General features: G+C 69.0%; 20 protein-coding genes and 1 pseudogene. 8 read left to right on the plus strand and 13 right to left on the minus strand.

The genetic code is table 11. The features are described from left to right. Positions 1–2: 2 nt before the first annotated feature. Entirely contained in the window at positions 3–479 is a 477-nt protein-coding gene (locus tag AC1ROY_RS28990) for a (2Fe-2S)-binding protein (RefSeq protein ID WP_493152411.1), read from the plus strand. Beyond that, complete coding sequence (locus AC1ROY_RS28995; RefSeq protein WP_493152412.1) at positions 479–2707, plus strand: xanthine dehydrogenase family protein molybdopterin-binding subunit; 2229 nt, start codon at positions 479–481, stop codon at positions 2705–2707. The genes AC1ROY_RS28990 and AC1ROY_RS28995 overlap by 1 nt, the downstream gene beginning before the upstream one ends. 24 nt (positions 2708–2731) lie before the next feature. Here AC1ROY_RS28995 and AC1ROY_RS29000 read toward each other — a convergent pair whose 3' ends face one another. Together AC1ROY_RS29000 and AC1ROY_RS29005 are read right to left on the minus strand one after the other, a co-directional pair. Further along, complete coding sequence (locus AC1ROY_RS29000; protein WP_493152413.1) at positions 2732–3061, minus strand: DUF6968 family protein; 330 nt, start codon at positions 3059–3061, stop codon at positions 2732–2734. A gap of 691 nt (positions 3062–3752) precedes the next feature. Continuing rightward, positions 3753–5354: a GMC family oxidoreductase gene (locus tag AC1ROY_RS29005; RefSeq protein WP_493152414.1), complete on the minus strand. Its 1602-nt coding sequence runs from the start codon at positions 5352–5354 to the stop codon at positions 3753–3755. Between the two features lie 140 nt (positions 5355–5494). On the opposite strand from AC1ROY_RS29005, the gene AC1ROY_RS29010 reads away from it, so the two are divergent. The 4 genes and pseudogenes from AC1ROY_RS29010 to mazF all read left to right on the plus strand — a co-directional run bounded on the left by AC1ROY_RS29010 (position 5495) and on the right by mazF (position 7995). Next, entirely contained in the window at positions 5495–6517 is a 1023-nt protein-coding gene (locus AC1ROY_RS29010) for a zinc-binding dehydrogenase (RefSeq protein ID WP_493152415.1), read from the plus strand. After that, positions 6514–7398: a lipid A biosynthesis lauroyl acyltransferase gene (locus AC1ROY_RS29015; RefSeq protein WP_493152416.1), complete on the plus strand. Its 885-nt coding sequence runs from the start codon at positions 6514–6516 to the stop codon at positions 7396–7398. Before AC1ROY_RS29010 ends, AC1ROY_RS29015 begins: the two co-directional genes overlap by 4 nt. Before the next feature lie 76 nt (positions 7399–7474). Next, positions 7475–7708, plus strand: a pseudogene (locus tag AC1ROY_RS29020) (AbrB/MazE/SpoVT family DNA-binding domain-containing protein); the annotation flags it as partial. A 23-nt stretch (positions 7709–7731) separates the two neighbouring features. Beyond that, positions 7732–7995, plus strand: a complete 264-nt coding sequence (gene mazF / locus AC1ROY_RS29025; RefSeq protein ID WP_493152417.1) for an endoribonuclease MazF — start codon at positions 7732–7734, stop codon at positions 7993–7995. 55 nt (positions 7996–8050) lie between these two features. On the opposite strand, the gene AC1ROY_RS29030 is transcribed toward mazF, so the two are convergent. From AC1ROY_RS29030 to AC1ROY_RS29045, 4 genes are all read right to left on the minus strand, one after another. Next, on the minus strand, positions 8051–8686 hold the full coding sequence (locus AC1ROY_RS29030) for an exopolysaccharide biosynthesis protein (RefSeq protein WP_493152418.1): 636 nt from the start codon (positions 8684–8686) through the stop codon (positions 8051–8053). Between the two features lie 162 nt (positions 8687–8848). After that, entirely contained in the window at positions 8849–9652 is an 804-nt protein-coding gene (locus AC1ROY_RS29035; RefSeq protein WP_493152419.1) for an enoyl-CoA hydratase, read from the minus strand. Between the two features lie 4 nt (positions 9653–9656). After that, positions 9657–10868, minus strand: a complete 1212-nt coding sequence (locus AC1ROY_RS29040) for a CaiB/BaiF CoA transferase family protein (RefSeq protein WP_493152420.1) — start codon at positions 10866–10868, stop codon at positions 9657–9659. A 27-nt stretch (positions 10869–10895) separates the two neighbouring features. Further along, positions 10896–11957, minus strand: coding sequence for an AbrB family transcriptional regulator (locus AC1ROY_RS29045; RefSeq protein ID WP_493152421.1), 1062 nt, complete (start codon positions 11955–11957; stop codon positions 10896–10898). Between the two features lie 111 nt (positions 11958–12068). On the opposite strand from AC1ROY_RS29045, the gene AC1ROY_RS29050 reads away from it, so the two are divergent. Continuing rightward, positions 12069–12338: a hypothetical protein gene (locus AC1ROY_RS29050; protein WP_493152422.1), complete on the plus strand. Its 270-nt coding sequence runs from the start codon at positions 12069–12071 to the stop codon at positions 12336–12338. A 5-nt stretch (positions 12339–12343) separates the two neighbouring features. Here the strand turns inward: AC1ROY_RS29050 and AC1ROY_RS29055 are convergent, their stop codons facing one another. The 7 genes from AC1ROY_RS29055 to flgE all read right to left on the minus strand — a co-directional run bounded on the left by AC1ROY_RS29055 (position 12344) and on the right by flgE (position 19372). After that, positions 12344–13063: a maleate cis-trans isomerase family protein gene (locus AC1ROY_RS29055; protein ID WP_493152423.1), complete on the minus strand. Its 720-nt coding sequence runs from the start codon at positions 13061–13063 to the stop codon at positions 12344–12346. 29 nt (positions 13064–13092) lie between these two features. Next, positions 13093–13842, minus strand: coding sequence for an alpha/beta fold hydrolase (locus AC1ROY_RS29060; protein ID WP_493152424.1), 750 nt, complete (start codon positions 13840–13842; stop codon positions 13093–13095). A gap of 120 nt (positions 13843–13962) precedes the next feature. Beyond that, positions 13963–14715: a DUF1217 domain-containing protein gene (locus AC1ROY_RS29065; protein WP_493152425.1), complete on the minus strand. Its 753-nt coding sequence runs from the start codon at positions 14713–14715 to the stop codon at positions 13963–13965. Continuing rightward, the gene (locus AC1ROY_RS29070; protein WP_493152426.1) at positions 14708–15148 is read right to left on the minus strand and encodes a flagellar biosynthesis repressor FlbT; all 441 of its coding nucleotides are present in this window, start codon (positions 15146–15148) and stop codon (positions 14708–14710) included. The genes AC1ROY_RS29065 and AC1ROY_RS29070 overlap by 8 nt, the downstream gene beginning before the upstream one ends. Positions 15149–15309: 161 nt before the next feature. Next, positions 15310–16386: a flagellin gene (locus AC1ROY_RS29075; protein ID WP_493152427.1), complete on the minus strand. Its 1077-nt coding sequence runs from the start codon at positions 16384–16386 to the stop codon at positions 15310–15312. A 104-nt stretch (positions 16387–16490) separates the two neighbouring features. Continuing rightward, positions 16491–18026 (minus strand): flagellar hook-associated protein FlgK, encoded by a 1536-nt coding sequence (locus AC1ROY_RS29080; RefSeq protein WP_493152428.1) that lies wholly within the window; start codon positions 18024–18026, stop codon positions 16491–16493. Between the two features lie 44 nt (positions 18027–18070). Next, complete coding sequence (flgE, locus tag AC1ROY_RS29085; protein WP_493152429.1) at positions 18071–19372, minus strand: flagellar hook protein FlgE; 1302 nt, start codon at positions 19370–19372, stop codon at positions 18071–18073. 313 nt (positions 19373–19685) lie between these two features. On the opposite strand from flgE, the gene AC1ROY_RS29090 reads away from it, so the two are divergent. Further along, a complete protein-coding gene (locus tag AC1ROY_RS29090) occupies positions 19686–21011 on the plus strand; it encodes a flagellar hook-length control protein FliK (RefSeq protein ID WP_493152430.1) in 1326 nt (441 codons plus the stop codon).

A 21011-nucleotide genomic window follows, 5' to 3' on the forward strand; every position in this document is an offset into this window, starting at 1 on the left:
CCATGGCCAAGATGCATGTCGCCACCACCATCAACGGCGAGCCGGAGGAATTCCTCTGCGACCCGCACCAGAGCCTGCTGGACGCGCTGCGCGTCACCTTGGGCCTGACCGGCACCAAGGAGGGCTGCGGCACCGGCGATTGCGGCGCCTGCTCCATCCTGCTGGACGGGCGGCTGGTCTGCTCCTGCCTGACGCTCGCCGCCGAGGCCGAGGGCAAGTCGATCGCGACGATCGAGGGCATGGCCGGCGAGGAGCTGCACCCGCTGCAGCAAAAGTTCCTCGAGATGGCGGCGCTCCAGTGCGGCATCTGCACGCCAGGCGTGCTCATGGCCGCGCGCTCGCTGCTGGAGCGCAATCCCGATCCGACCGAGACGGAGGTGCGCTTCTGGCTCGCCGGCAACCTCTGCCGCTGCACCGGCTACGACAAGATCGTCCGCGCCGTCCTGGAAACCGCCGCTGAGATGAGGGAGTCCGCCTGATGAACGTCATCAACAACAAGTGGATCGGCCAGCGCACCATCCGCCCGGATGGCGCCGACAAGGTCACGGGCCGCGCCTCCTATTCCAGCGACACCAGCATGCCCGGGATGATCTGGGGCAAGGTGCTCCGCAGCCCGCATGCGCACGCCATCATCAAGTCCATCGACACCTCGAAGGCGGAGAAGCTGCCGGGCGTGAAGGGCGTGGTGACCCACAAGGACATCGTGGAGTTCCCGCTCGACAAGTCCGTGATGCTCGGCATCCAGGACATGCGCTGGATGTGCCGCAACGTCATGGCGCGCGAGAAGGCGCTGTTCCACGGCCATCCGATCGCGGCCGTCGCCGCCATGAGCGAGGCCATTGCGGCCGAGGCCTGCAAGCTCATCGAGGTCGAGTACGAGGTGCTGCCGCACGTCATCGAGATCGAGGACGCGATCAAGCCGGATGCGCCGATCCTGCACGATTTCCTCTCCTTCGAGGGCAAGCCCTCCAACATCGCCGGCAAGCTGGAGCACAAGCTCGGTGACGTCGATGCCGGCTTCGCCCAGGCCGACGTGATCGTCGAGCGCAGCTTCAACACGCGCCCGGTGCACCAGGGCTATATCGAGCCGCATTCCTGCCTGGTCAGCGTTGTCGACGGCAAGGCGGTGATCTGGAGCTCCAGCCAGGGCCAGTTCATGGTGCGCGCCATGACCTCGCTGCTGACGGGCATCCCGCAGAGCGACATCCGCGCGATCCCCGCAGAGATCGGCGGCGGCTTCGGCGGCAAGACCATCATCTACCTGGAGCCGGTCGCCACGATCCTGGCGAAGAAGACCGGCCGCCCGGTGAAGATGGTCATGACGCGCGAGGAGGTCTTTCGGGCCTCCGGCCCGACCTCGGGTTCGATGAGCACCGTCAAGATCGGCGCGACGAAGGACGGCAAGATCGTCGCAGCGCAGGGGACCTTCTATCTCCAGGCCGGCGCGCTGCCGGGCTCGCCGATCCGCGGCGCGGCCGGCTGCGCCTTCGCGCCCTACGACATCCCGAACGTGCTCTCCACGGGCTTCGACGTGGTATCCAACCGCTCGAAGGTCGCGGCCTATCGCGCGCCTGGCGCGCCGATCGGCGCCTATGCAGCCGAATGCGTGCTCGACGAGGTGGCCGAGGCGCTGAAGATGGACCCGCTCGAGCTGCGGCTGAAGAACGCGGCGAAGCAGGGCACCAAGGCGGCGCATGGGCCGGTCTTCCCGGTCATCGGCTTCATCGACACGATCGAGGCCGCGATGGCGCACCCGCACTACAAGGCGCCGCTCGGCAAGCTGCAGGGCCGCGGCGTGGCCAGCGGCTTCTGGTTCAACGCCGGCGGTGAGAGCAGCGCGCAGGTGAACATCACCGAGGACGGCAATGTCGTGGTGACCACGGGCCATCCGGATATCGGCGGCTCGCGCGCCTCGATCGCCAATATCACGGCGGAGCTGCTGGGCATCGACTACAACCGCGTTTCCGTCCTCATCGGCGACACGGCGACGATCGGCTATTCCAACCTGACCGGCGGCAGCCGTGTGCTCTTCGCCTCGGCGATGGTGGTGACGCAGTCGACGGAGAAGGTGATCAAGACGCTGTGCGAGCGCGCGGCGAAGCTCTGGAAGATCGATCCGGAGGCGGTGGTCTGGGAGGATGGCGAGGCGAAGCCGGCCGGCGAGAACGCCGGCAAGTTTCCCGCGCTCAGCCTCGCGCAGCTCGCGGCCAAGGCGAGCGAGACCGGCGGTCCCATCGGCGCCGGCGTGCAGCAGAACACCCAGGGCGCCGAGGGCGGCTTTGCCACCCATGTCTGCGACGTCGAGGTCGACCCCGACCTCGGGATCGTGCGCGTGCTGCGCTACACCTCGTTCCAGGATGTCGGCCGTGCCGTGCATCCGGCCTATGTCGAGGGCCAGATGCAGGGCGGTGCGGCGCAGGGCATCGGCTGGGCGCTCAGCGAGGAGTACCTCTACGACAAGAACGGCAAGGTCGATAACGCGAGCTTCCTCGACTACCGGATGCCGGTCTGCTCCGACCTGCCGATGCTCGACACGGTCATGATCGAGGTGCCGAACCCGAAGCACCCGCAGGGCGTGCGCGGCGTGGGCGAGGTGCCGCTGGTGCCGCCGCTGGCCGCCGTGGCGAATGCCGTGGCGAATGCGCTGGGCAAGCGGTTTTACGCGCTGCCCATGTCGCCGCCACGCGTGCTGGAAGCGCTGGACTGAGAGTCTACCCTTCAACTAAATCTACTATTTATCTTCCGGATTTGAAAAAACCGGTGAAGGAAGCCCGAAGTTAGTCGTGTCGCCAAACCAGGAGAGACGCCTCTCCTGGTTTTCGGCGGATATTTCTGTTTCGACCGAAGCACAATAGAGGGCGTTTACCAAAGCCTGCATAGAATCCTCTCCACCAAACTTGCCTTTTCGGTTCGTCTGAGGGCCTTTGATTTCATAGTGACAGAACCAACAATCCCCCTCTTTTGCTAAAACTGGACGCCAGAGCCTGATTTCGAAACGTGGCTGACCATCGACTTCAAGAATTCTAGTGGCAATGACATCTGTCAGATTATATTCGGACATATTTTTGATTCTCTCTTCTATCTGCCAATTATAAGACGGGGGATGTGACCGCCGCGGCCACATTGCACAAATCGCTCGAAGGCGCTTTGCCAGCAGGACTGCCTCGCTGATGTCGTGATACGTGTTCGACAAATGGCCTGATCGCGCTCAAGTTGAGCGTCGCAGGCTGCGGTGCGTGTATAAGCAATTCTTTCCGCTGAGCTAACAACCTCGCCTCGTGAGCCCCCATCACCTCCTGGGGGTCACTGCGCGTGTGGGCTGAGACTTGGATTATTTTCCCGTCCACGCTCCTGGTGTAAGCGCGTACTTGGACGATGTCGTTGTTGTGATTATAGATAAAATTTTTTGCTGTCGCAGGTCTTTGCGTCGCCGAAAAAACCGAACTCCGAGAAATCGCGTTTCTTGAGGGAATGCTGGTTGGGGTGAGCGCAGCCATATCGACACCTCGACTGTTCGGGCGAGAGTATCGCATTTCCTAGGAAAAAATTCAAGAACAAAATAGAAACTTACGTCGCCACGGCTTTACGATCGACAAGGACCGAACGCAAGCTACGGGCTCCATAGGTGCCAGTCTGTGTCGCCCTATCGTTGATCAATATGATGACGATGGACGTGCTGAAATCCCGGCACCGGCGCCGACATGGTACCCTGGGAAACGACTGCGCAGCTACCCGCCGGCTTTCACCCATCGTCAGACGGCGTCCTCCAGAATCATCGCTGCCGCCTTCTCGCCGATCATGATGGTCGGCGCGTTGGTGTTGCCCGAGGTTAGCGTCGGCATGATCGAGGCATCGGCCACGCGCAGGCCCGCGATGCCGTGCACCCTTAGCCGGGCATCCACCACGGCCATGGCATCCTGGCCCATCCGGCAGGTGCCGACGGGGTGGTAGGTGGTCTCACCGGCCGCGCGCACCCAGTCCAGGATCTCGTCATCCGTCTGCCGCGCGGGGCCCGGCGCCATCTCGGTGAGATCGAGCGGCGCCATCGCCGGCGCGGTCATCACGGAGCGCGCGATCCGGATGGCCCGCACCGTCAGCTCCGCATCGACGGGCGAGGACAGGAAGTTGAAGGTGATCGCCGGCGGCTGGCGCGGATCGGCCGAGGTGATGTGGATGTGGCCCCTGCTCTCTGGGCGCATGGGATGCGCGTAGCAGGTCATGCCCGACCGCCTCGCGATCCTTGGCCCTTTCGGAGTGGGCTCGGTCAGCATCGGCACCCAGCCGAGCAGGACATCCGGCGCCTCCAGCCCCTCGCGCGACCGGACGAAGGCGCGCAGCGGTGCGCCCACCATGGCGAGCAGGCCATCGCCGAACAGCGCATAGCGCAGCGCCTGGTGCACGAGGCCTAGGCCGCGTCCCCGATCGTTGAAGGTCCAGCCCTTGGCGCCGACCGCCCAGCGGGTGCGCGGCGCATAATGATCGCGCAGGTTCTCGCCGACGCCGGGCAGCGCGTGGCGCGGCTCGATCCCCAGGGCGCGCAGCCGGTCGGGCTGGCCGATGCCCGAGAGCTCCAGCAGCTGCGGTGAGTTGATGGAGCCGCCGCAGACAACCACCTCGCGCCCCGCCAGCGCCTCCTGCGAGACACCCGCCGCCGTGTAGCGCACGCCGGTGCAACGGCTTCCCTCGAAGAGCAGCGATTCCGTCAGCGCGCCGGTCTCGATATCCAGGTTGAGGCGCTTGCGGATGGGCTCCAGGTAGCACGCCGCCGTGCTCATCCGGCGGCGCGAGGCGATCGTCGCCTGGCTCATGGCGATGCCGTCCTGCCGGGCGCCGTTGTAGTCGGGGTTGTGCGGAATCCCGACCTCGCCGGCGGCGCGGATCACCGCCGCATAGAGCGGATCGCGCGGCGGCGGGTCGGTGACGCGGAGCGGGCCCTCGCGGCCGCGGAAGGCGTCGTCGCCGCCGCCCTCGTAACGCTCCATGCGCTTGAAGAAAGGCAGCACGTCCGCGTAGCTCCAGCCCGCATTGCCCATCTGCGCCCAGGTGTCGAAGTCCTGGGCCTGGCCGCGCACGAAGGCGAGGCCGTTGATCGCGCTCGATCCGCCCAGCATCCGCCCGCGCGGCACGGGCAGGCGGCGGCCCTTGGTGCTGGCCTCGGGCTCGCCGCTGTAGAGCCAGTTGACCGCGGGGTTGGTGATGAGCTTCGCGTAGCCGACGGGGATGCGCGACCAGGGGTGGCTGGCGGGTCCGGCCTCCAGCAGCAGCACCCTGTGGCGCGGATCGGCGGACAGCCGGTTCGCCACCACTGCCCCGGCCGATCCCGCACCGACCACGATGTAGTCGTAGCTCCGCATGCTGCCGCATCCTCCCCGATCGCAGCTCTCGGCGGAGCGCGATTCCTGATGGCTCGATGAACCCACGCGGCGCACGTCTGCGCAAGCCAGGCACGGCCTGCCGCTTGGGCCTCGCCCGGAACCCTGCTACTGCGCGGCTCATGCGCGCCCTTCAGCTCCTGGCCGACCGTGACCTCCGCCTCATGGAGATCGACCCGCCGCCGCCTCCCGGCCCCGGCGAGGTCCAGATCGCCATGCGCGCGGTCGCTCTCAACCACATCGACGTCTGGGGCTGGCGGGGCATGGCCTTCGCCAAGCGGACCCTGCCGATCAGCGTCGGCGCCGAGGGCGTGGGCGACGTGGCGGCGATCGGTTCCGGCGTCACCGGCTTTGCCCAGGGCCAGATGGTCGTGCCCTATGGCGGCCTGACCTGCGGCCAGTGCAAGGAGTGCCGCGCGGGGCGCGACAACCTCTGCGAGAACGTCGCCGGCGTCCGCGGCTTCCATGTGGACGGCTTCGCGCGCGGGCTCATCAATGTCCCGGCACGCCAGGTCGTGCGGGTGCCGCCCGGCGTGACGGTGGAGGACGCGGCCTGCGCCGGCATCACCTATTCGACCGTGCAGCACATGCTCTTCGACAATGCCAAGCTGGAGCCGGGCGAGACGGTGCTGGTGCATGCGGCCGGCTCGGGCATCGGGACCATCGCGGTGCGCATGGCCAAGGCCATCGGCTGCACAGTGATCGGCACGGTGGGCGACGAGGCCAAGGCCGTGAAGGCCCGCGCGCTCGGCGTCGACCACGTGGTGAACTACAACACGGACCGCTTCGAGAGCGTCGCCCGCCGCGTCACCAACAAGCGCGGCGTGGACGTGGTCTTCGAGCATGTGGGCGCGGCCACCTGGGCCGGCTCGCTGCTCTCGATGAAGATGGGCGGGCGTCTCGTCACCTGCGGCAGCACCAGCGGCGTCTCGGCCGAGACCAACCTCATGATGATCTTCCAGCGCCAACTGAAGATCCAGGGCAGCTTCGGCTCGACCATCCGGAACATCGGCGAGGGGCTGGCCAAGATGGCCCAGGGCATCCGCCCTGTGATCGACACGGTGCTGGACGCCGAACGCTTCCAGGAGGGCCTGGCGCGGCTTGAGGCGCGGAACGTCTTCGGGAAGATCGTCATCAAGCTGTGAAGCGGCTGCAGACCATTGGGGAATGGGCGGTCGCGCAGCTCGTGCGGCTGATCTTCGCGGCGCTGCGGGCGCTGGGGCCGGACCGCGCCTCCAACCTGGGCGCCTGGGCCGGGCCGCGGGTCGGCGTCTGGACACGCAACCACCGGCACACGATGGAGAACCTCCGTCTTGCCTTCCCGGAGAAGACCGAGGCGGAGCGGCTCGCCATCGCCCGCGAGGCCTGGGCGAATCTCGGCCGTACCGTCTGCGAGTACCCGCATCTGGAGGCGCTCTTCGACGTCGACGGCGGCCGCGTCGAGGCCGACGAGGCCACCCATGCCCGCTTCGAGGCGCTGCGGCTGTCAGGGAGGCCGGCGCTCGTCTTCGCCGCGCATCTCGGGAACTGGGAGCTGCCGGCGGTGGCGGCCTTCAAGCTCGGCCAGCCGGCGGCGATCCTCTACCGCACGCCCAACAACCCCTTCGTCGCGGCCGACATCGTGGCCATGCGCGAGCCCATCATGGGCCGGCTGATCGCGGCCGGGATGACGGCGCCCATCCGCATGGCGGAGGCGCTGGACCAGGGGCTGACGCTGGGCATGCTGGTGGATCAGCGCTTCGGCCGCGGGCCGCGCGTGCCCTTCTTCGGCCATCCGGTGGCGGCGAACCCGTTTCTTGCCCGGCTGGCGAAGCGCTTCGGGGCGCCGGTGCACGGGCTGCGGGCCATCCGCCTGCCGGGCAACCGCTTCCGGCTGGAGTTCACCGAGCCGCTGGAGCTGCCGCGCGACGCCAAGGGGCAGATCGACGTGGAGGCCAGCACGGCGCTGGTGAACCAGGTCATCGAGGGCTGGGTGCGGGAGACGCCGGGGCAGTGGCTCTGGATGCACCGTCGCTGGCGGGCGTAGCGTCCTGTATCGACAATGTTGAGACATTGAGCGTGAACCGGCTAGATCGATGCCCCGTCGGCGCGGAGGGGGCATCATGAAGGTTCTGGTGAAGAAATGGGGCAACAGCGCCTCGGTGCGAATTCCGGCCTCCGTCATGGCGGCAGCCCATCTCTCAGTGGATCAGGCCGTGGAAATCCGCGAGGAGGACGGCCGGATCGTCATCGAGCCGGTGAGGGAGGATGTGTTCGACCTCGCGGCCCTGGTCGACGGCATCACGGACACGAACCGCCACGACCCCGTGGATTTTGGCGCCCCGGTCGGTCGTGAGGCTTGGTGGGGCCACCCTCCTATGTGCCGGATGCCGGGGATATCGTCTGGCTGCAATTCGATCCTCAGGCGGGCCACGAGCAGGCCGGACACCGCCCGGCGGTGGTGCTGAGTCCCGCCGCGTACAATGGCAGGACCTCGTTGATGATCTGCTGTCCGCTGACGATCAGGATCAAGGACTATCCCTTCGAGGTGCCGATCACCGGCTCTCCTGCGAGCGTGGCGCTGGCGGATCAGGTGAAGAGCCTCACTGGCAGGCCAGGCGAGCAACCCGCAAGGGGCGGGTGACCCCGGCGGAGCTTGGACAGATCCGGGCGAAACTGCGCGCGCTGATCGGGTAGGTTCAGAAGATCCAGCCGACCGCGTGGATGCCCATCCAGACCAGCGCGCCGAGCACGCAGGTGGCGAAGAGGCAGCCCAGGATGGTCAGCCCCACGCCGATGCCCACCACGCGGCTGTCCGCCTCCACCACGCCCAGCGCCATCACGATGGTGCCGAAGGCCGGCGGCCCGTTGGTGCCCGGGCCGGGGAGGATGAGCATCGCCGCCGTGTAGACGGTCAGCCATCCCACCAGCCGGTCGCCCAGGGGGCTGATGAAAAAGCCCTCGCGCGGCTTCACGAAGCGCTCGATGTGCTTGAGCCATCTGGAGGAGGCGCCAGCCAGCCGCAGCAGGTCCTCGCGCTTGATCGACTGGCGCGCGATGAAGCGCGGCAGCTTCGGCTCGCGGCGGCCCAGGCCCATCTGGAGGCCCAGGATCAGCATGGGGATGCCGAAGACCGACGCCATGCCGGGCAGCAGCGAGGGCAAGCAGAGCAGCAGGATCAGCAGGCCGAAGGCGCGGTCCCCGAAGGCTTCACCCATCTCGCCCAGCGTGATGCGGGCCCCGGGAAACTGGGCGGCCACCTCGGTGACGATGCGCGAGATGGGCGCCAGATGCTCGTCGTGCAGGTCGGTCGGAGTGTGCGCAGGGCCGTCCAAACGATTTTTCCTTGTTCGACCGACCCGAAGCGAAACCGGCCACGCGCGGAAGCTAGCGTCCTGCGCGCATGAATCCAGTGAAATGTTTTGCTCGCGGCGCGTAACCCGCGCCGAGGAAGGATTTCGCCCGCGATGGGTGGCTCCGGACCACCCTCGGTTGCATTACGCCCCGGTAAAGACGGGCTTGCGCTTCTCCATGAAGGCGCGGCGGCCTTCGCGGTAGTCGGAACTGTCGAAGCAGGCGCTCTGGGCCGCCTCGATGGCCGCCATGTCCCGGGCCGCGGCGTCGGACAGCACCGCACGCACCGTGCGCTTGTTGGCCAGCAGCGAGAGCGGCGCATTCACCGCGATGGTCGAGGTGATCTTCGCGACCTCGGCGTCCAGCGTCTCGGCCGGGTAGAGCTTGTTGATGAGGCCCATGCGCTCGGCCTCCTCGGCGGGGATGCGGCCGCCGGTCATCAGGATGAAGTGCGCCTGGGCCGGGCCGACCAGGTTCACCAGGTTGCCCACCATGTCGAAGCCGTAGGCGATGCCGAGCTTGGCCGCGGGAATGCCGAACTCGCTGCCCGTACCGGCGATGCGCATGTCGCAGGACATGGCAATGCCGAGGCCGCCGCCCATGCAGAAGCCCTGGATCTTCGCGATCACCGGCTTGGAGAACTCCAGCAGCCGCTTCCGGCCGTGGCTGGTCTTCTCGTTATAATGTTTCTGGGCCTCGGCATCCGAGCGGTTCTTCTCGAACTGGCTGATGTCGGCGCCCGAGACGAAGGCCTTGCCGCCGGCCCCCTCCAGCACGACGCAGCGAATCGCCGGGTCGGCCTCGAAGAGGTCCAGCGCCTCGGCCATGCCGTCCCACATCGCGATGCTCATCGCGTTGCGCTTCTCGGGCTGGTTGAACACCACGGTGCCCACGCCGCCCTCCTTGCGCGCGAGGATCTTCCCGTCCGCGTAGCTCGTCTCGGTCATCGCATCATGCTCCCAAAGCCTTCGCCGCGCGCAGGGCGGCAATCTCGTCGCTGGTCAGCCCGGCTTCCGCCAGGATCTCCTCCGAGTGCTCGCCGAGCCCCGGCACGGAACGCCGGATGCCGGGCTTCAGCCCCTCGATGTTGATCGGCGTGCGCACCACGCCCGCCGTTCCCATCCTCGCATGCGGCACCTTCCAGACCATGTCCAGATGCTCGACCTGCGGGTCCTCGAAGACCTCCTGGATGTTGTTGACGGGACCGCAGGGGATCCCGACCTCCTCCAGCTTCGCGATCCAATACTCGGAAGGCTGCTGGCTGGTGACTTCGGCGACAGCGGCATTGACCTCGGCGCGGCGCTTCGTCCGGTCCTCCGAGGTCTTCCACTCCGGCTTCTCCAGCCACTCCTCCTTGCCCACGGCGCGGCAGAAGACGGCCCAGAGCTTGGGCGAGGACGCCGCGATGTTGATCGGCTTGTCGGAGGAGGGGAACACGCCCATCGGCGTGTTCACCGGATGGTCGTTGCCCGCCTGGCCCGCGATCTCGCCCTTCTGCAGCCAGCGCGTGGCCTGGAAGTCGAGCATGAAGACCTGCGCCTCCAGCAGGCTGGTGTGGACCCAGCGGCCCTTGCCGGTCTTCTCGCGCTCGAACAGCGCCATCATCACGCCCAGCGCCAGCAGGTTGCCGGCCGTCAGGTCGTCGATCGGGATGCCGACACGCATCGGCCCGCGGCCCTTCTCGCCGGTGATGGACATGAGGCCGCCGAGGCCCTGCGCGATCTGGTCCACGCCGCCGCGCGTCGAATAGGGCCCGGTCTGCCCGAAGCCGGAGATGCTCGCATAGACCAGCCGCGGGTTGATGGCCGAGAGTGTCTCGTAATCCACCTTCAGCCGGAACTTGACCTGCATGCGCATGTTCTCGACCACGACGTCGGCGGTCTCGGCCAGCTTCAGGAAGGCGGCGTGGCCCTCGGGCGTCTTGAGGTCGAGCGCGATGCAGCGCTTGTTGCGGTGCAGGTTGGTGAAGTCGAAGCCGTCGCGCGCGCCGCTCATGCCGTCATTGGCGACGGGCGGCTCGACGCGGATGATGTCGGCGCCCCAGTCGGCCAGGTGGCGCACGCAGGTGGGTCCGGCCCGGGCCAGCGTCAGGTCGAGGACGCGGAGGCCGTTGAGCGGCAGGGTGGTGGTGATCTGAGCGGCGGTCGCGCTGTCATCCGGCATGGTTCGTCTCCCTCTCCGGATGAAAGGCTACGCCGCGGGGCTCGCCGTGAACAGACGGAGTCGGACGAGGAGCTTGAAGATCGACCCCAGCAGGAAGTTGCACATCAGCGTGCGCGCGAGGTGAAAGCTCAGGACGAGCGGCACCGCGACGCCGAGCGTCCGGGCCGTGACGCCCATTTCCGGCATGCCGCCCGGCGCCATGCCGATCATGACGGCGCCCGTGGGCAGGTCGGCGATCCAGGCAAGCCCCACGGCCATCGCCGTGCAGCCCGCGCAGAGTGCGATGGAGGAGAGGATGGAGGCGTGCATCAGACGCCGCGAGCTCAGCAGGAACTCGAGCGTCATCCGCTGGCCGAGGGTCGAGCCCATGCCGATCTGCGCGGCATTGACCATCCATTGCGGCACGCCCGAGGGCAGGAGGTCGAAAGCCGCCGCGATGATGGCGAGCAGGCAGGGCCCGATCATCCAGGGATTGGCGAGGCCCAGACGCCGCATGCCCTGCGCCGCGGCGAAGCCCGCCACGATCATGCCGGCCAGGGCCAGCGGCTCGACGGGGATATGCGGCGCGAGGAAGGCGCCGCTGTCGCCGTGCGGCGCGAAGGCGGTGAGCAGCGGCGGCATGATGAGCACCACCACCAGCACGCGCATGGTCTGGGCCAGGGTGACGGTCTGGATCGGCGCGCCGGCGCGCTGGGCCAGGACCGCCATCACCACGATGCCGCCGGGGATGGTGGAGAAGAAGCCGGTGTTCGCATCGAGCCCGGCCATGCGGGTGAAGATCGGCACGGTCGCGATGCCGGCGCCGATGGAGAGGAAGGCCGCGATGACGATGGCGGGCAGCTCGCCGAGCAGCGCTGCCAGCACGGGGCCGGAGAAGGTCTGCCCGAAGGCGAGGCCGATCAGGATGAGCGCGGCGGGCCGGGCCGCGACCGGGACCTTCACCGGGCGCAGCCAGGAGAGCGCCGCCGTGCCGAACATGGCGCCGATCATCCAGGCCAGCGGGATGTGCAGCAGGGAGAAGAGGAAGCCGCCGGCGATGGCCGCGAGAAGCGTCAGGAGCTGGGTGAGGAGCGAGGGCGGGAATGTCACGGAGAGGCAGGATCGGCGCAGTTGTGCAGCGCGTCAAACCTGGGCGGGGATTCATCAGGCGTTAATCAAATCCATGGATTTTGGGACAGCCGCCTGATGGGAATTCCGTATATGAACCCAATCCTTCCGGTGGGTGCCGCCACGGCTCCCCGTCCCGCCGCGCCCGCCCATCAGCCCGTGCCGGAGGCGCCGCAGCCCGCCGCCGTGCCGCCGCCGCCGAATCCCAGCATGCGGCTCGATCCGACCCTCGGCGTGGTCGTGATGGAGTTCCGCAACGGCTCGGACCAGGTCCAGCGCAGCGTGCCGAGCGAGCCGGAGCTGGAGGCCTACCGCCTCGCGCAGCGCATCGGGCTGAAGCTCGATGCCTCAGGGGCCGGTTGAGGAGGTCACGCGAGCAATCGGCCATGGCCCGGCCGGCCGTGCCTCACGCCGGCGAGGCGCAGCGCGTTCCACGCCATGGCGGAGGCCGCCGAGACCACCGGCTTGCCCAGATCATCCTCCAGGGTCTGCAAGGCTGATATCGTCGGCATGCCGGTGCCGCTGAGGAACACCGCATCCGCCTCCGGCCGATCGACGGCGCGGGCGATGGCATAGGCGCGCTCCTCGTTCTCCTCGTAGATGTTGCGCACGTTCTCCAGCATGCCGTGGCTCACCACCTCGATGCCGTGCGCTTCCAGATGCCGCCTGCCCTGCAGGGTCGTGGCCTCGGAATAGGGTGTCCCATAGGCGACCCGCCGGCAGCCCAGCTCCTCCAGGGCCGCCAGCGTGCTGCCGAAGGCGGTGATGAAGCGGGCGCCGGTCAGCGCCTCCATCTCCGCCACCAGCGCCGCCTCGCGCTCCTGGCCCAGGGTGTAGCTCGTCGCGGTGTGCGCCAGGACGATGACGTCGGGCGACAACATGGCCAGCAGCTTCACCGCGGCGGGCAGGCTGGCGACCTGGCTGAGGTTGCGCTCGTCCTGCCCGGCATGGGTCCCGGCCGGGCCTTCCGCGTGCATGCGCGTGAAGTGCATCGAGACCCCGGGCGGGCAGAGCCCGTACATCTCGGGCTCCACCGTCGGGTTCCCGGGAGGCACCAGAAAGCCGATCCGCGCGCGCCAACCCTTCATATTCACGTCCTCCCGTTCCGATGCCGTCCCTAGGCCGGACGATGCACCTGAAGAAAGCTGCGGATATGGCGCACGGCAAGGGCCACCCGTTCCACGGGGTCCTTCCAGGGATACAGGCTCACCTGGGAATTCGGCGCGAGCATCGCGCTCTCCATCGCGACGGCGTAGGGATGCGCGGGGATGTCGTCCGGGAGCACCAGCACCGGCGTCCGGCAGTTCCGCACGAAATCCCGTGTCACGGTGAAGACGAAATCCGGATTCGTGCGGTACATCCGGGTCAGGAAGGCGCTGACCCCATCCATGGTGATCTCGGGCCGGCGCGCGCACAGGGCGGGGCCCCAGTTCGCCATGTTGTTGTCGTAGAACAGCTCCGGCATCTCCGGGCGAAAGCCGCTCGGCTGTGCCATCACCGCCGCGACGACGCGGTCCGGGGCGCGTCGCAGCAGGTTCCACGCGAGGGGGCCGCCGATGCAGAAACCCATCACCATGAACTTCCCGACGCCGAGGTGATCCATGAGGGCGAGGTGATCGTCGGTATAGGCGTCCCAGGGCCGGTCGACGTCCAGGGGGCCCGATGAGCCGCCACCCTGGGCGTTGCGCAGGTCCATCGTGATGCAGCGGTACTCGGCGCTGAACTCTTCCAGGGCGTTGAACGGCGCCTTCCGGGTCGCATACTCCATGGTGGCGTTCAGGCCGCCGCCCGGGAGCACGAGCAACGGCAGGCCCGTCCCGGCTTCCTCGTAATGGATGCGCACCCCCCCGCTTTCATACACCGGCATCAGACCATCCCCGTCCCATTCCTTGGCGTTGCCGCATTGGCCCGATGCTAGAGCTTCGGAGTGAGAGGCCGCAACGCGACCGGCCGGAATGTGAATCGCAGGCCGCCTGCCCGCCCATCATCAAACGCTGAAGCCGCCGGACCAGCCGAACATCGCGAGCGCGTTGGGGGCGCTCGTGTCCGCCTCGTTCATCGCGACATTTGCGAGGTAGCGCTCGGCGAGGCGCTGCACCTCCTTCGGATTGCTCAGCTTGTCGAGCTTGAGCCGCGCCTCCACGGCGCGCGCCTGTGTCTCCACGGGCTGCACCGCTATCGATTCAGGCAGGCCCAGCGCGCCGGTGATGACGCGCCGCAGGATGGGGTCGCCCAGCACCGCATAGACATTGCCGTCCACCGCCGCCGCGCGGTCCTGGAAGACGATCGCGTCGCCGAGCCCGGTCTGCTTCGCCTCCAGGTCGTCCTGCCAGCGCGCGCGCTGCAGACCCTCCTGCAGTGTCGCCTGGACCTTCGGATCGCGCAACGCGTCGATGCCCTTGGCGCCGAGCTGCAGCGCCTCCGCCGCCGCCTTCCAGCGCGTGTCGGAGAGCCGGTTCACCAGGCTCTTCGTGTCCTTCGGATCGGAGAGCAGCGCCTGGATGGCGAGGCCTGGCTGGGTCGCGCCATCGGGGATGCCGAGCGCGGTGGTGACCACCTGCAGCACGCGCGGATCCTTCAGCGCCGTCCTGATGTCCGGCGCCTTCTCCACGGCCTTCCGGAACTGGTCCATGGCGCGCTTCTGCATCGGCTCGGTGGCGATGCGCGCGAGCGCCTTCGTCTCCTCGCCGGGCTGGAGCGCGCGCCGCAGCGCCGCGATGGCGCCGCCCACATCACCCATGGCTGGCCTCTGGCAGGTCCCGCCGCGGCGCCGGCAGCGGCGGCAGGCCCAGCACCTCCTCCTCGTGACGCATCACGCGCCGCGCGATCTTCAGCGCGAGGTAGCAGTCATCCGCCTCCGCCGCCTCCAGCGAGCGGGCCAGCATCTCCCGCACGGTGGGCGAGGTCGTGGCCTCGATGAACTCGGCGATCAGCCGGCGCGCGGCGGAGAGGCCGGGCTCGCGCTCCTCGTCGCCGCCGATATAGGCGGTCTGCAGCGCGAAATAGATGCGCCGCGCCGGCGTGTTCGCGCCGTCCGGCGCCATGATCTGCTTGCCGAACAGGAAGCGGGCCTTGGCCGCCAGCTCGATGCGCGTCCGGTTGCGGAAGCGGATCGGCGCGCCGTTCACCACCATGAGGTCGCCCTGGCGCAGTTCCAACACGAGCGTGGACATCTTGTTCCCCTTCAGATCTGGTCCGGAAGGCGCGCCGCAGCTGCGACCGGCGAGCGCCGTCCTGGCGCCGGGCCGTGCCTCCGGCGACGGGGTGCTTCCCGCCGCCGCTGCATCCTCGCGCAGTGAGGTTAACGCCGCTTGAAGATCGATGATGTCGGCGGTCATCGCAGGAAATTCGCGAGGTTGAGGTCGCTCAGCGAGCCGATGGCGCGGTAGCTCGCATCCAGCGTCGTCTTGGTGGCCTGCAGCAGCGAGAGCGTCTCGGCCATGTCGACATACTGGATGTCGGAGAGCTGGCCCTCCAGCACCGTCGAGAGCTGATCGTGCCGCTTCTGGGCCGATTCCATCCGGGCCTCGACATGGCCGAGCGCGCCGGCCTCCTCGGCCAGCGACGCCTCGGCCGCGCCGAAGCCGTCGCGGATCGTCGTCACCAGCCGGTCGAACTCCAGGGGATCGGCGGCCATCTGCGCCGGCGTCAGCGCGGAGAGGCTCATCAGGTTGCGCATCATGTCGCGCGCCCAGCTCCCCGTGGTCTCGCCGGAGCTCACCGCCTCCGCATTGGCATTGGCCTTGATGCCGTAGCCGATGATCTCGCCATCGGCCGAAGGCACGCCGCGCCGCGCCTCGCGATTGGCGGCCGGCAGCGTCTCGTCGGCAGTCAGGAAGGCGGAGAAGGGCGTGACGCCAGCGGCCGTGCTCTGCGCGATGCCGCGCGTCGCGGCCGAGACCGTGGCGGCATCCGTCGCGGCGAGATTGCCGATCGCCGCCGCGATGTCCTGCGCCATCTGGCCCGTCGCCAGCCGGTCGGGATCGGGGATGGGCGGATGCGCGAGGTCCGTGCCGCCGAAGAGGTACTCGCCGGCATGCTGCGTGTTCAGCAGATGCGCCATCTCGGTCAGCGCCGCGCGCGCCTGCGCCTGCACGGTGGTCAGCGAATTCGGGTCCTCGCTGGTGATCCGCTGCGTCACGGTCGAATGGAAGTCGCGCGCGATCTGGGTCAGCCGCCCCAGCGCCTCCTGCATGATGCCGGTGCGGCCCAGCGCCTGGTCCATGGAGGTCTTGTAGACCTCGCGCCGCCCGACCTCGCCGCGCAGCGAGACGAGGCGCGACACCTCGGGGCCGAGGTCGCCGAGGTTCTGGGCGCGCAGCCCGTCCGCGGATTGCCGCGTCAGCGTCGCGAGGCGCGTGCGCAGCACCGCCGTCTCCCGCGCCACGCTTCCGAGCAGGTCGATGGTCATGTTTTATGGCCTCCCGTCAGAGCACGATCCGCTGAGGCGGAATCGCCGAAGCGGTGAATCGTCCTCTCAGCAAAGGCTAGGTCGTGATCCACTTCGATCACGACCTAGCGCCCGACGCCCTGCAGCGCGTCCCACATCTGCTGCGCCGTGGTCATGACGCGCGCATTGGCGGCATAGGCGTTCTGCAGCTTGATGAGGTTCGCCACCTCGGCATCCGGATCCACGCCGGATTCATTCTGGAACCGCGCGTCGAGCCCGGCCTTCAGCCCCTCGGCGCGCATCTTCGCCGTGGTCGCCGCGGCGCGGTCGGCGGTCTGCGCGCCGGTGAGCGTGGCCGCATAGGCCTCGACGGAGCGCGCGGGGATGAAGGGCGAGCTCAGGCTGCCGTCGGGGCCGAGACCGCTCGACGGGATCGAGGCCCAGTTGGTGCCGTCACGCACCGTCTCGCCCAGACTGTGGTCGATGATGCGGTCGAGCAGCGTAGCGAAGCCGGAGGGACCGCCGGCGGGATTGGTCGTGAAGCCGGAAGGCCCGCCGGGCGTGTCGACGACATCGTGCGTGCCGTCGCGCAGCAGAGCGGGGTTGTCGGAGACGGCCGCGCTGATCCGGATCTGGTTGGCGAAGCCGATCTGCCCGCTCGCCGGATCGGAATAGCCGAGCGACACGTCCGGCACCGTGCCGGAACTGCCGGTGAAGAGGGTCAGGCCCTGCGCGTCGAAGCGGCTGGCGAGCTGCGCGGCGGCCACGTCGAGCTCCGCCTGGTAGCGGGGCAGGGTGGAGTCGCGCAGGTTGATGTACTCGCCGAGCTTGCCGCCCACGAGCTGCCGCGTGACGTCCACGCCGCCCATGGCGATGGCCGGGATCGTGCCGCCGGCGCCGTAGAAGGAACTCGGCCCGATCGTCGCCATCGCCGACGAGAGCGCGTCGCCTTCGGGATCCAGCGGCAGGCCGAGCCCCCCCTTGGTCACCAGCACGAGGCCGCCGTCGGACTGGTGCAGCGCCTGCACCGGCAGGCTCTCCGAGAGCTTGGAGAGCGCCATGTCGCGCTGGTCCTCGAGGTCGCCGATGGGCAGGCCGCGCACCGTGTCGCCCCGGATCTGTGTCGTCAGGTCTGCGATCTGGCGCAGGGCGGCGTTGATGCGCTGCACCTCCTCGAGGATGCCGTCCTGCGCCTGCTGCCGCGCCTCGCCCACCGCGTCGGCGACCTCGTTGAAGCGGGTGGCGACGGTCACCGCGGCCTGGGCGGCGTCGCGCTGCAGGCCGGTGTCGCCGGGCGCGCCGCGCAGGCTGGTGAGGCCGCTGCGCAGGGCGGCGATGGTGTCGCCCAGGCTGTCGCCGGCATCGGTGGCGCCGTGCACCGCCTCGATGCCGGCGAGCAGGCGCTCGCGCACCGCGGCGGCCGCGGCCTCGCCGCCCCGGGAGTCGCGCTCGGCGACGAGGGCGGCGTCCACATATCGCCGCGCCTCGCCGAGCCGGACGCCGAGCGGCATGCCGTTGGTGGTGAGCGAGATCGCTGTCGCGGACTTGCGCGTGTAGCCCGGCGTGTCGGCGTTGGTGATGTTCTGCGCGACATTGGCCAGCGCCCGCTGGGTGGCGAGCAGCCCGTTCCGCGCGATTCCGAAGGCGAGGTCGAGACTCATGGCGTGGCCACCTTATCGAGACGACGGTTAACGAGGAGTTACCGTCAGCGCTTCATATTGATCGTGTCCTGCAGCATCTCGTCCGAGGTCGTGACGACGCGCGTGTTCGCCGTATAGGCGCGCTGGGCGACAATCAGCTTGGTGAACTCCGTGCCGATGTCGACGTTGGAGCCCTCCTCCGCGCCCACCACCAGCTTGCCGACGCCGTTGGTCGCGGCGTCCATCACCTGCGCCTCGCCGCTCTCGATGGTGCGCATGAAGGCCTGGCCGTCGAGCCGCTGCAGCTTGTCGGGATCGCTGAAGGAGACCAGCGGCACGCGCGCGATCACGCGGGATTCCCCGTTGTCGTAGTTCACCGCGACGTCGCCGTTCTCACGGATCGCGAGTCCGGAATAGGAGCCGGGCGGCACGCCGTTCTGGTGCAGCGTGCGCAGCGAAAAGTCCGTGCCGGCCTGCTGCGTGATGCCCTGCGCCACGTCGAAGCGGCCGAGGTTCAGGTTGATGTCTTGGTTGCCCAGGCCGAAATTCATCTGGAAGTTCAGGTCCACCACCGCGTTCGTCGTGCCCGTCACGCCGTTGAAGCTGTCGATGGTGCCGTTGTTGCCGAAGACGATCGGGATGCTGACCGCGCCGCCGACCGGGTTGGGCGAGATGCTCATCTGCCAGCTTCGCGCCGGGCCGGCCGTGGGCGGCGGCCCGGCGGCGCCCGGCGTCTGCGAGAAGGTCAGCGTGAGGGCGTGCCGGTTGCCGAGCTGGTCGTAGACCGGCACCTGGGTGCTGAAGCTCTTCGCGTCGGCCGGCGTCGCCGGCGGATCGATCGCCGGCAGGTTGGCGGCGATCTCGACGGCGGAGGTGGCGATGGGGTTGAAGACCTGCTGGCTCACGCGCAGGGGCGCGAGCGTGGTGCGGTCGACATTGCCGTTGGAATCCACCGGCCAGCCCTGGAGGAAGTAGTCGGAGCCGTTCACCAAGTACCCGTCGCGGTCCATCCGGAAGTCGCCGGCGCGGGTGTAGAACTGCCGCTCGTCGAAGGCGGGCAGGCCGTTCGAGCTGCCGCGCGCCTGCGCGACGGAAAAAAACCCCTGGCCGCCGATGGCCAGCGAGAGCGGGTTGTCGCTCTGCTCGATCGTGCCCTGGATGGAGTTGGTGTAGTCCGGCCGCGCCATCACCGAGCCGGGCGCGTGCATGGTCTGCGTGGACTGGGTGACGAGGTTGGTGAAGTTGGTGTCCACGCGCTTGTAGCCGGCGCTCTGGCTGTTCGCGAGGTTGTCGGAGATGTGGCCGAGCGAGCGCGACTGGGCGTTGAGGCCCGAGATCGCCGTGGTCATCGCACCGAACAGGGACATGGGGGGAGACCTCTTCGCCAGGATCGCCGCCCGGTTCATTCCGGGCTGCGGCGGGGCGAGGCATGCGGCGTGCCAGGGATTCCACTGGTCCGGGCGGCAGGGATTGCCGGGCGGGGGCCGGGATTGCCGGTGGAAGGGTGCGGCTTGCCGGGTCGGGCTGGCCAAGGGCTGGCCCGGAGCTTGCGGAGAGCAGGGGCCGGGCATGGAGCCTGGCGCCGGAGCGGGCCGGAGGCACCGCGGGGGATCCGCCATGGATGCCGCCTTGTCCATCGTAGCGCCGGCGTCGGCTGCGCTTCCGGCCCTCGGAGTCGCCATGGCCGAGTCCGACGGCGAGGGAGGGTTCGCGGCGGCGCTGACGCGGAGCCTGGCGGTAGCGGTCGAGGCGGGCCCGACGTCGGCCGTTTCGGCGACGCCAGCCATGACCGCTCCCGTCAATTCCGTCGTGCCGGCGACCGCTCCGGCTGTTTCCATCGTGCCCACGCCTCTGACGGGTGATCCGATCCCCGTTCCCGCGGCGCCGACGCAGGGGACCGCAGTTGCGGTCCCGGCCGTGACACCCGCGCAGGCGCCTGAGCCGACGCCCACGGAAGCACCGCTGCCCGAGATGCTGTTGCCGCCGGTCGCCATGCCGGAATCGCCGGCCATCGCCACCGAACCTCCCGTGGACGGGCCGGAGATGGAGGAAGAACGCGGCGTAAAGCAGCCCATCGTCGCCGAGGACCTGTTCACCTCGCTCCTGCCATCGGCGCTTCCTGCGCCGACCCAGCCGTCCCGACCGCCACCGGCGATCAAGGCCGCCGTTCCCGCCCCCGCCGATGAAGACGAGGATCAGGCCAGCCCGGCCATCCCGGGCCTTGCGCCGCCTCCCGCCCCGCCGTCCGTGCCGCTGGCCGCGAAGGCGCCCGCCACTGCGCCGAGCAGCGCCCCGAGAGCGGCCACGCCGTCGCCCGACGGCATGGCGCCTCTCGCCACGGCTCCCGCTCCGGAGGCGGAGGCCACGTCGCCCCTGTCCGAGGCGCCGGCCCCACCGAAGCCCGCGCAAGCCGAGCTCCACGTCGTGGTCTCGGAACGCCCGACGCTGCCGCCCGCGGCGGGTCTTGCCCAGGCCGTCACGCCGATCCTCCCGCCGGAGCTGGCGGGCCTCCTGGCCTGGACGCGTCCCAACTTCGTGGAGGCCGCGGCCCCCCCCGCCACCGCGCCGCCGCCCTCTCCCGCGCGCCAGGTGTCCTCCGTCGCGGTCGCACTGGCCTTCGCGCCGGGCGGGTCCAACGGCTTCAGCCTGTCCCTCGAGCCCGCCGAGCTGGGCCGCGTCGAGATCCACGTGCAGCGCGAGGGCGACAGCCACAGCGTCCGCGTGACGGCGGAGCGGCCGGAGACGTTGGCCCTGCTCCAGCGCGACCGGCACGAGCTCGATCGCGGCCTTGCCGAGGCGGGGCTGCGCGTGGATTCTGCCGGCATCGACTTCTCGCTCGACACACCGGCCGGCGGCAGCAGTGGCGGCTTCGGCCAGGAGCCCGGCGCAGGCCGGCACGATGGTCCGCGCGGCCATGGCGGCGGCCCTGCCGCCCGTTTGCCGGCACCCGAGCGCGAGGCATCGCCGCCACGCGTGCTGCACAGCCTGCTCGACCTCAACATCTGA

Source organism: Roseococcus sp. GW821-FHT12F05 (assembly GCF_058806835.1).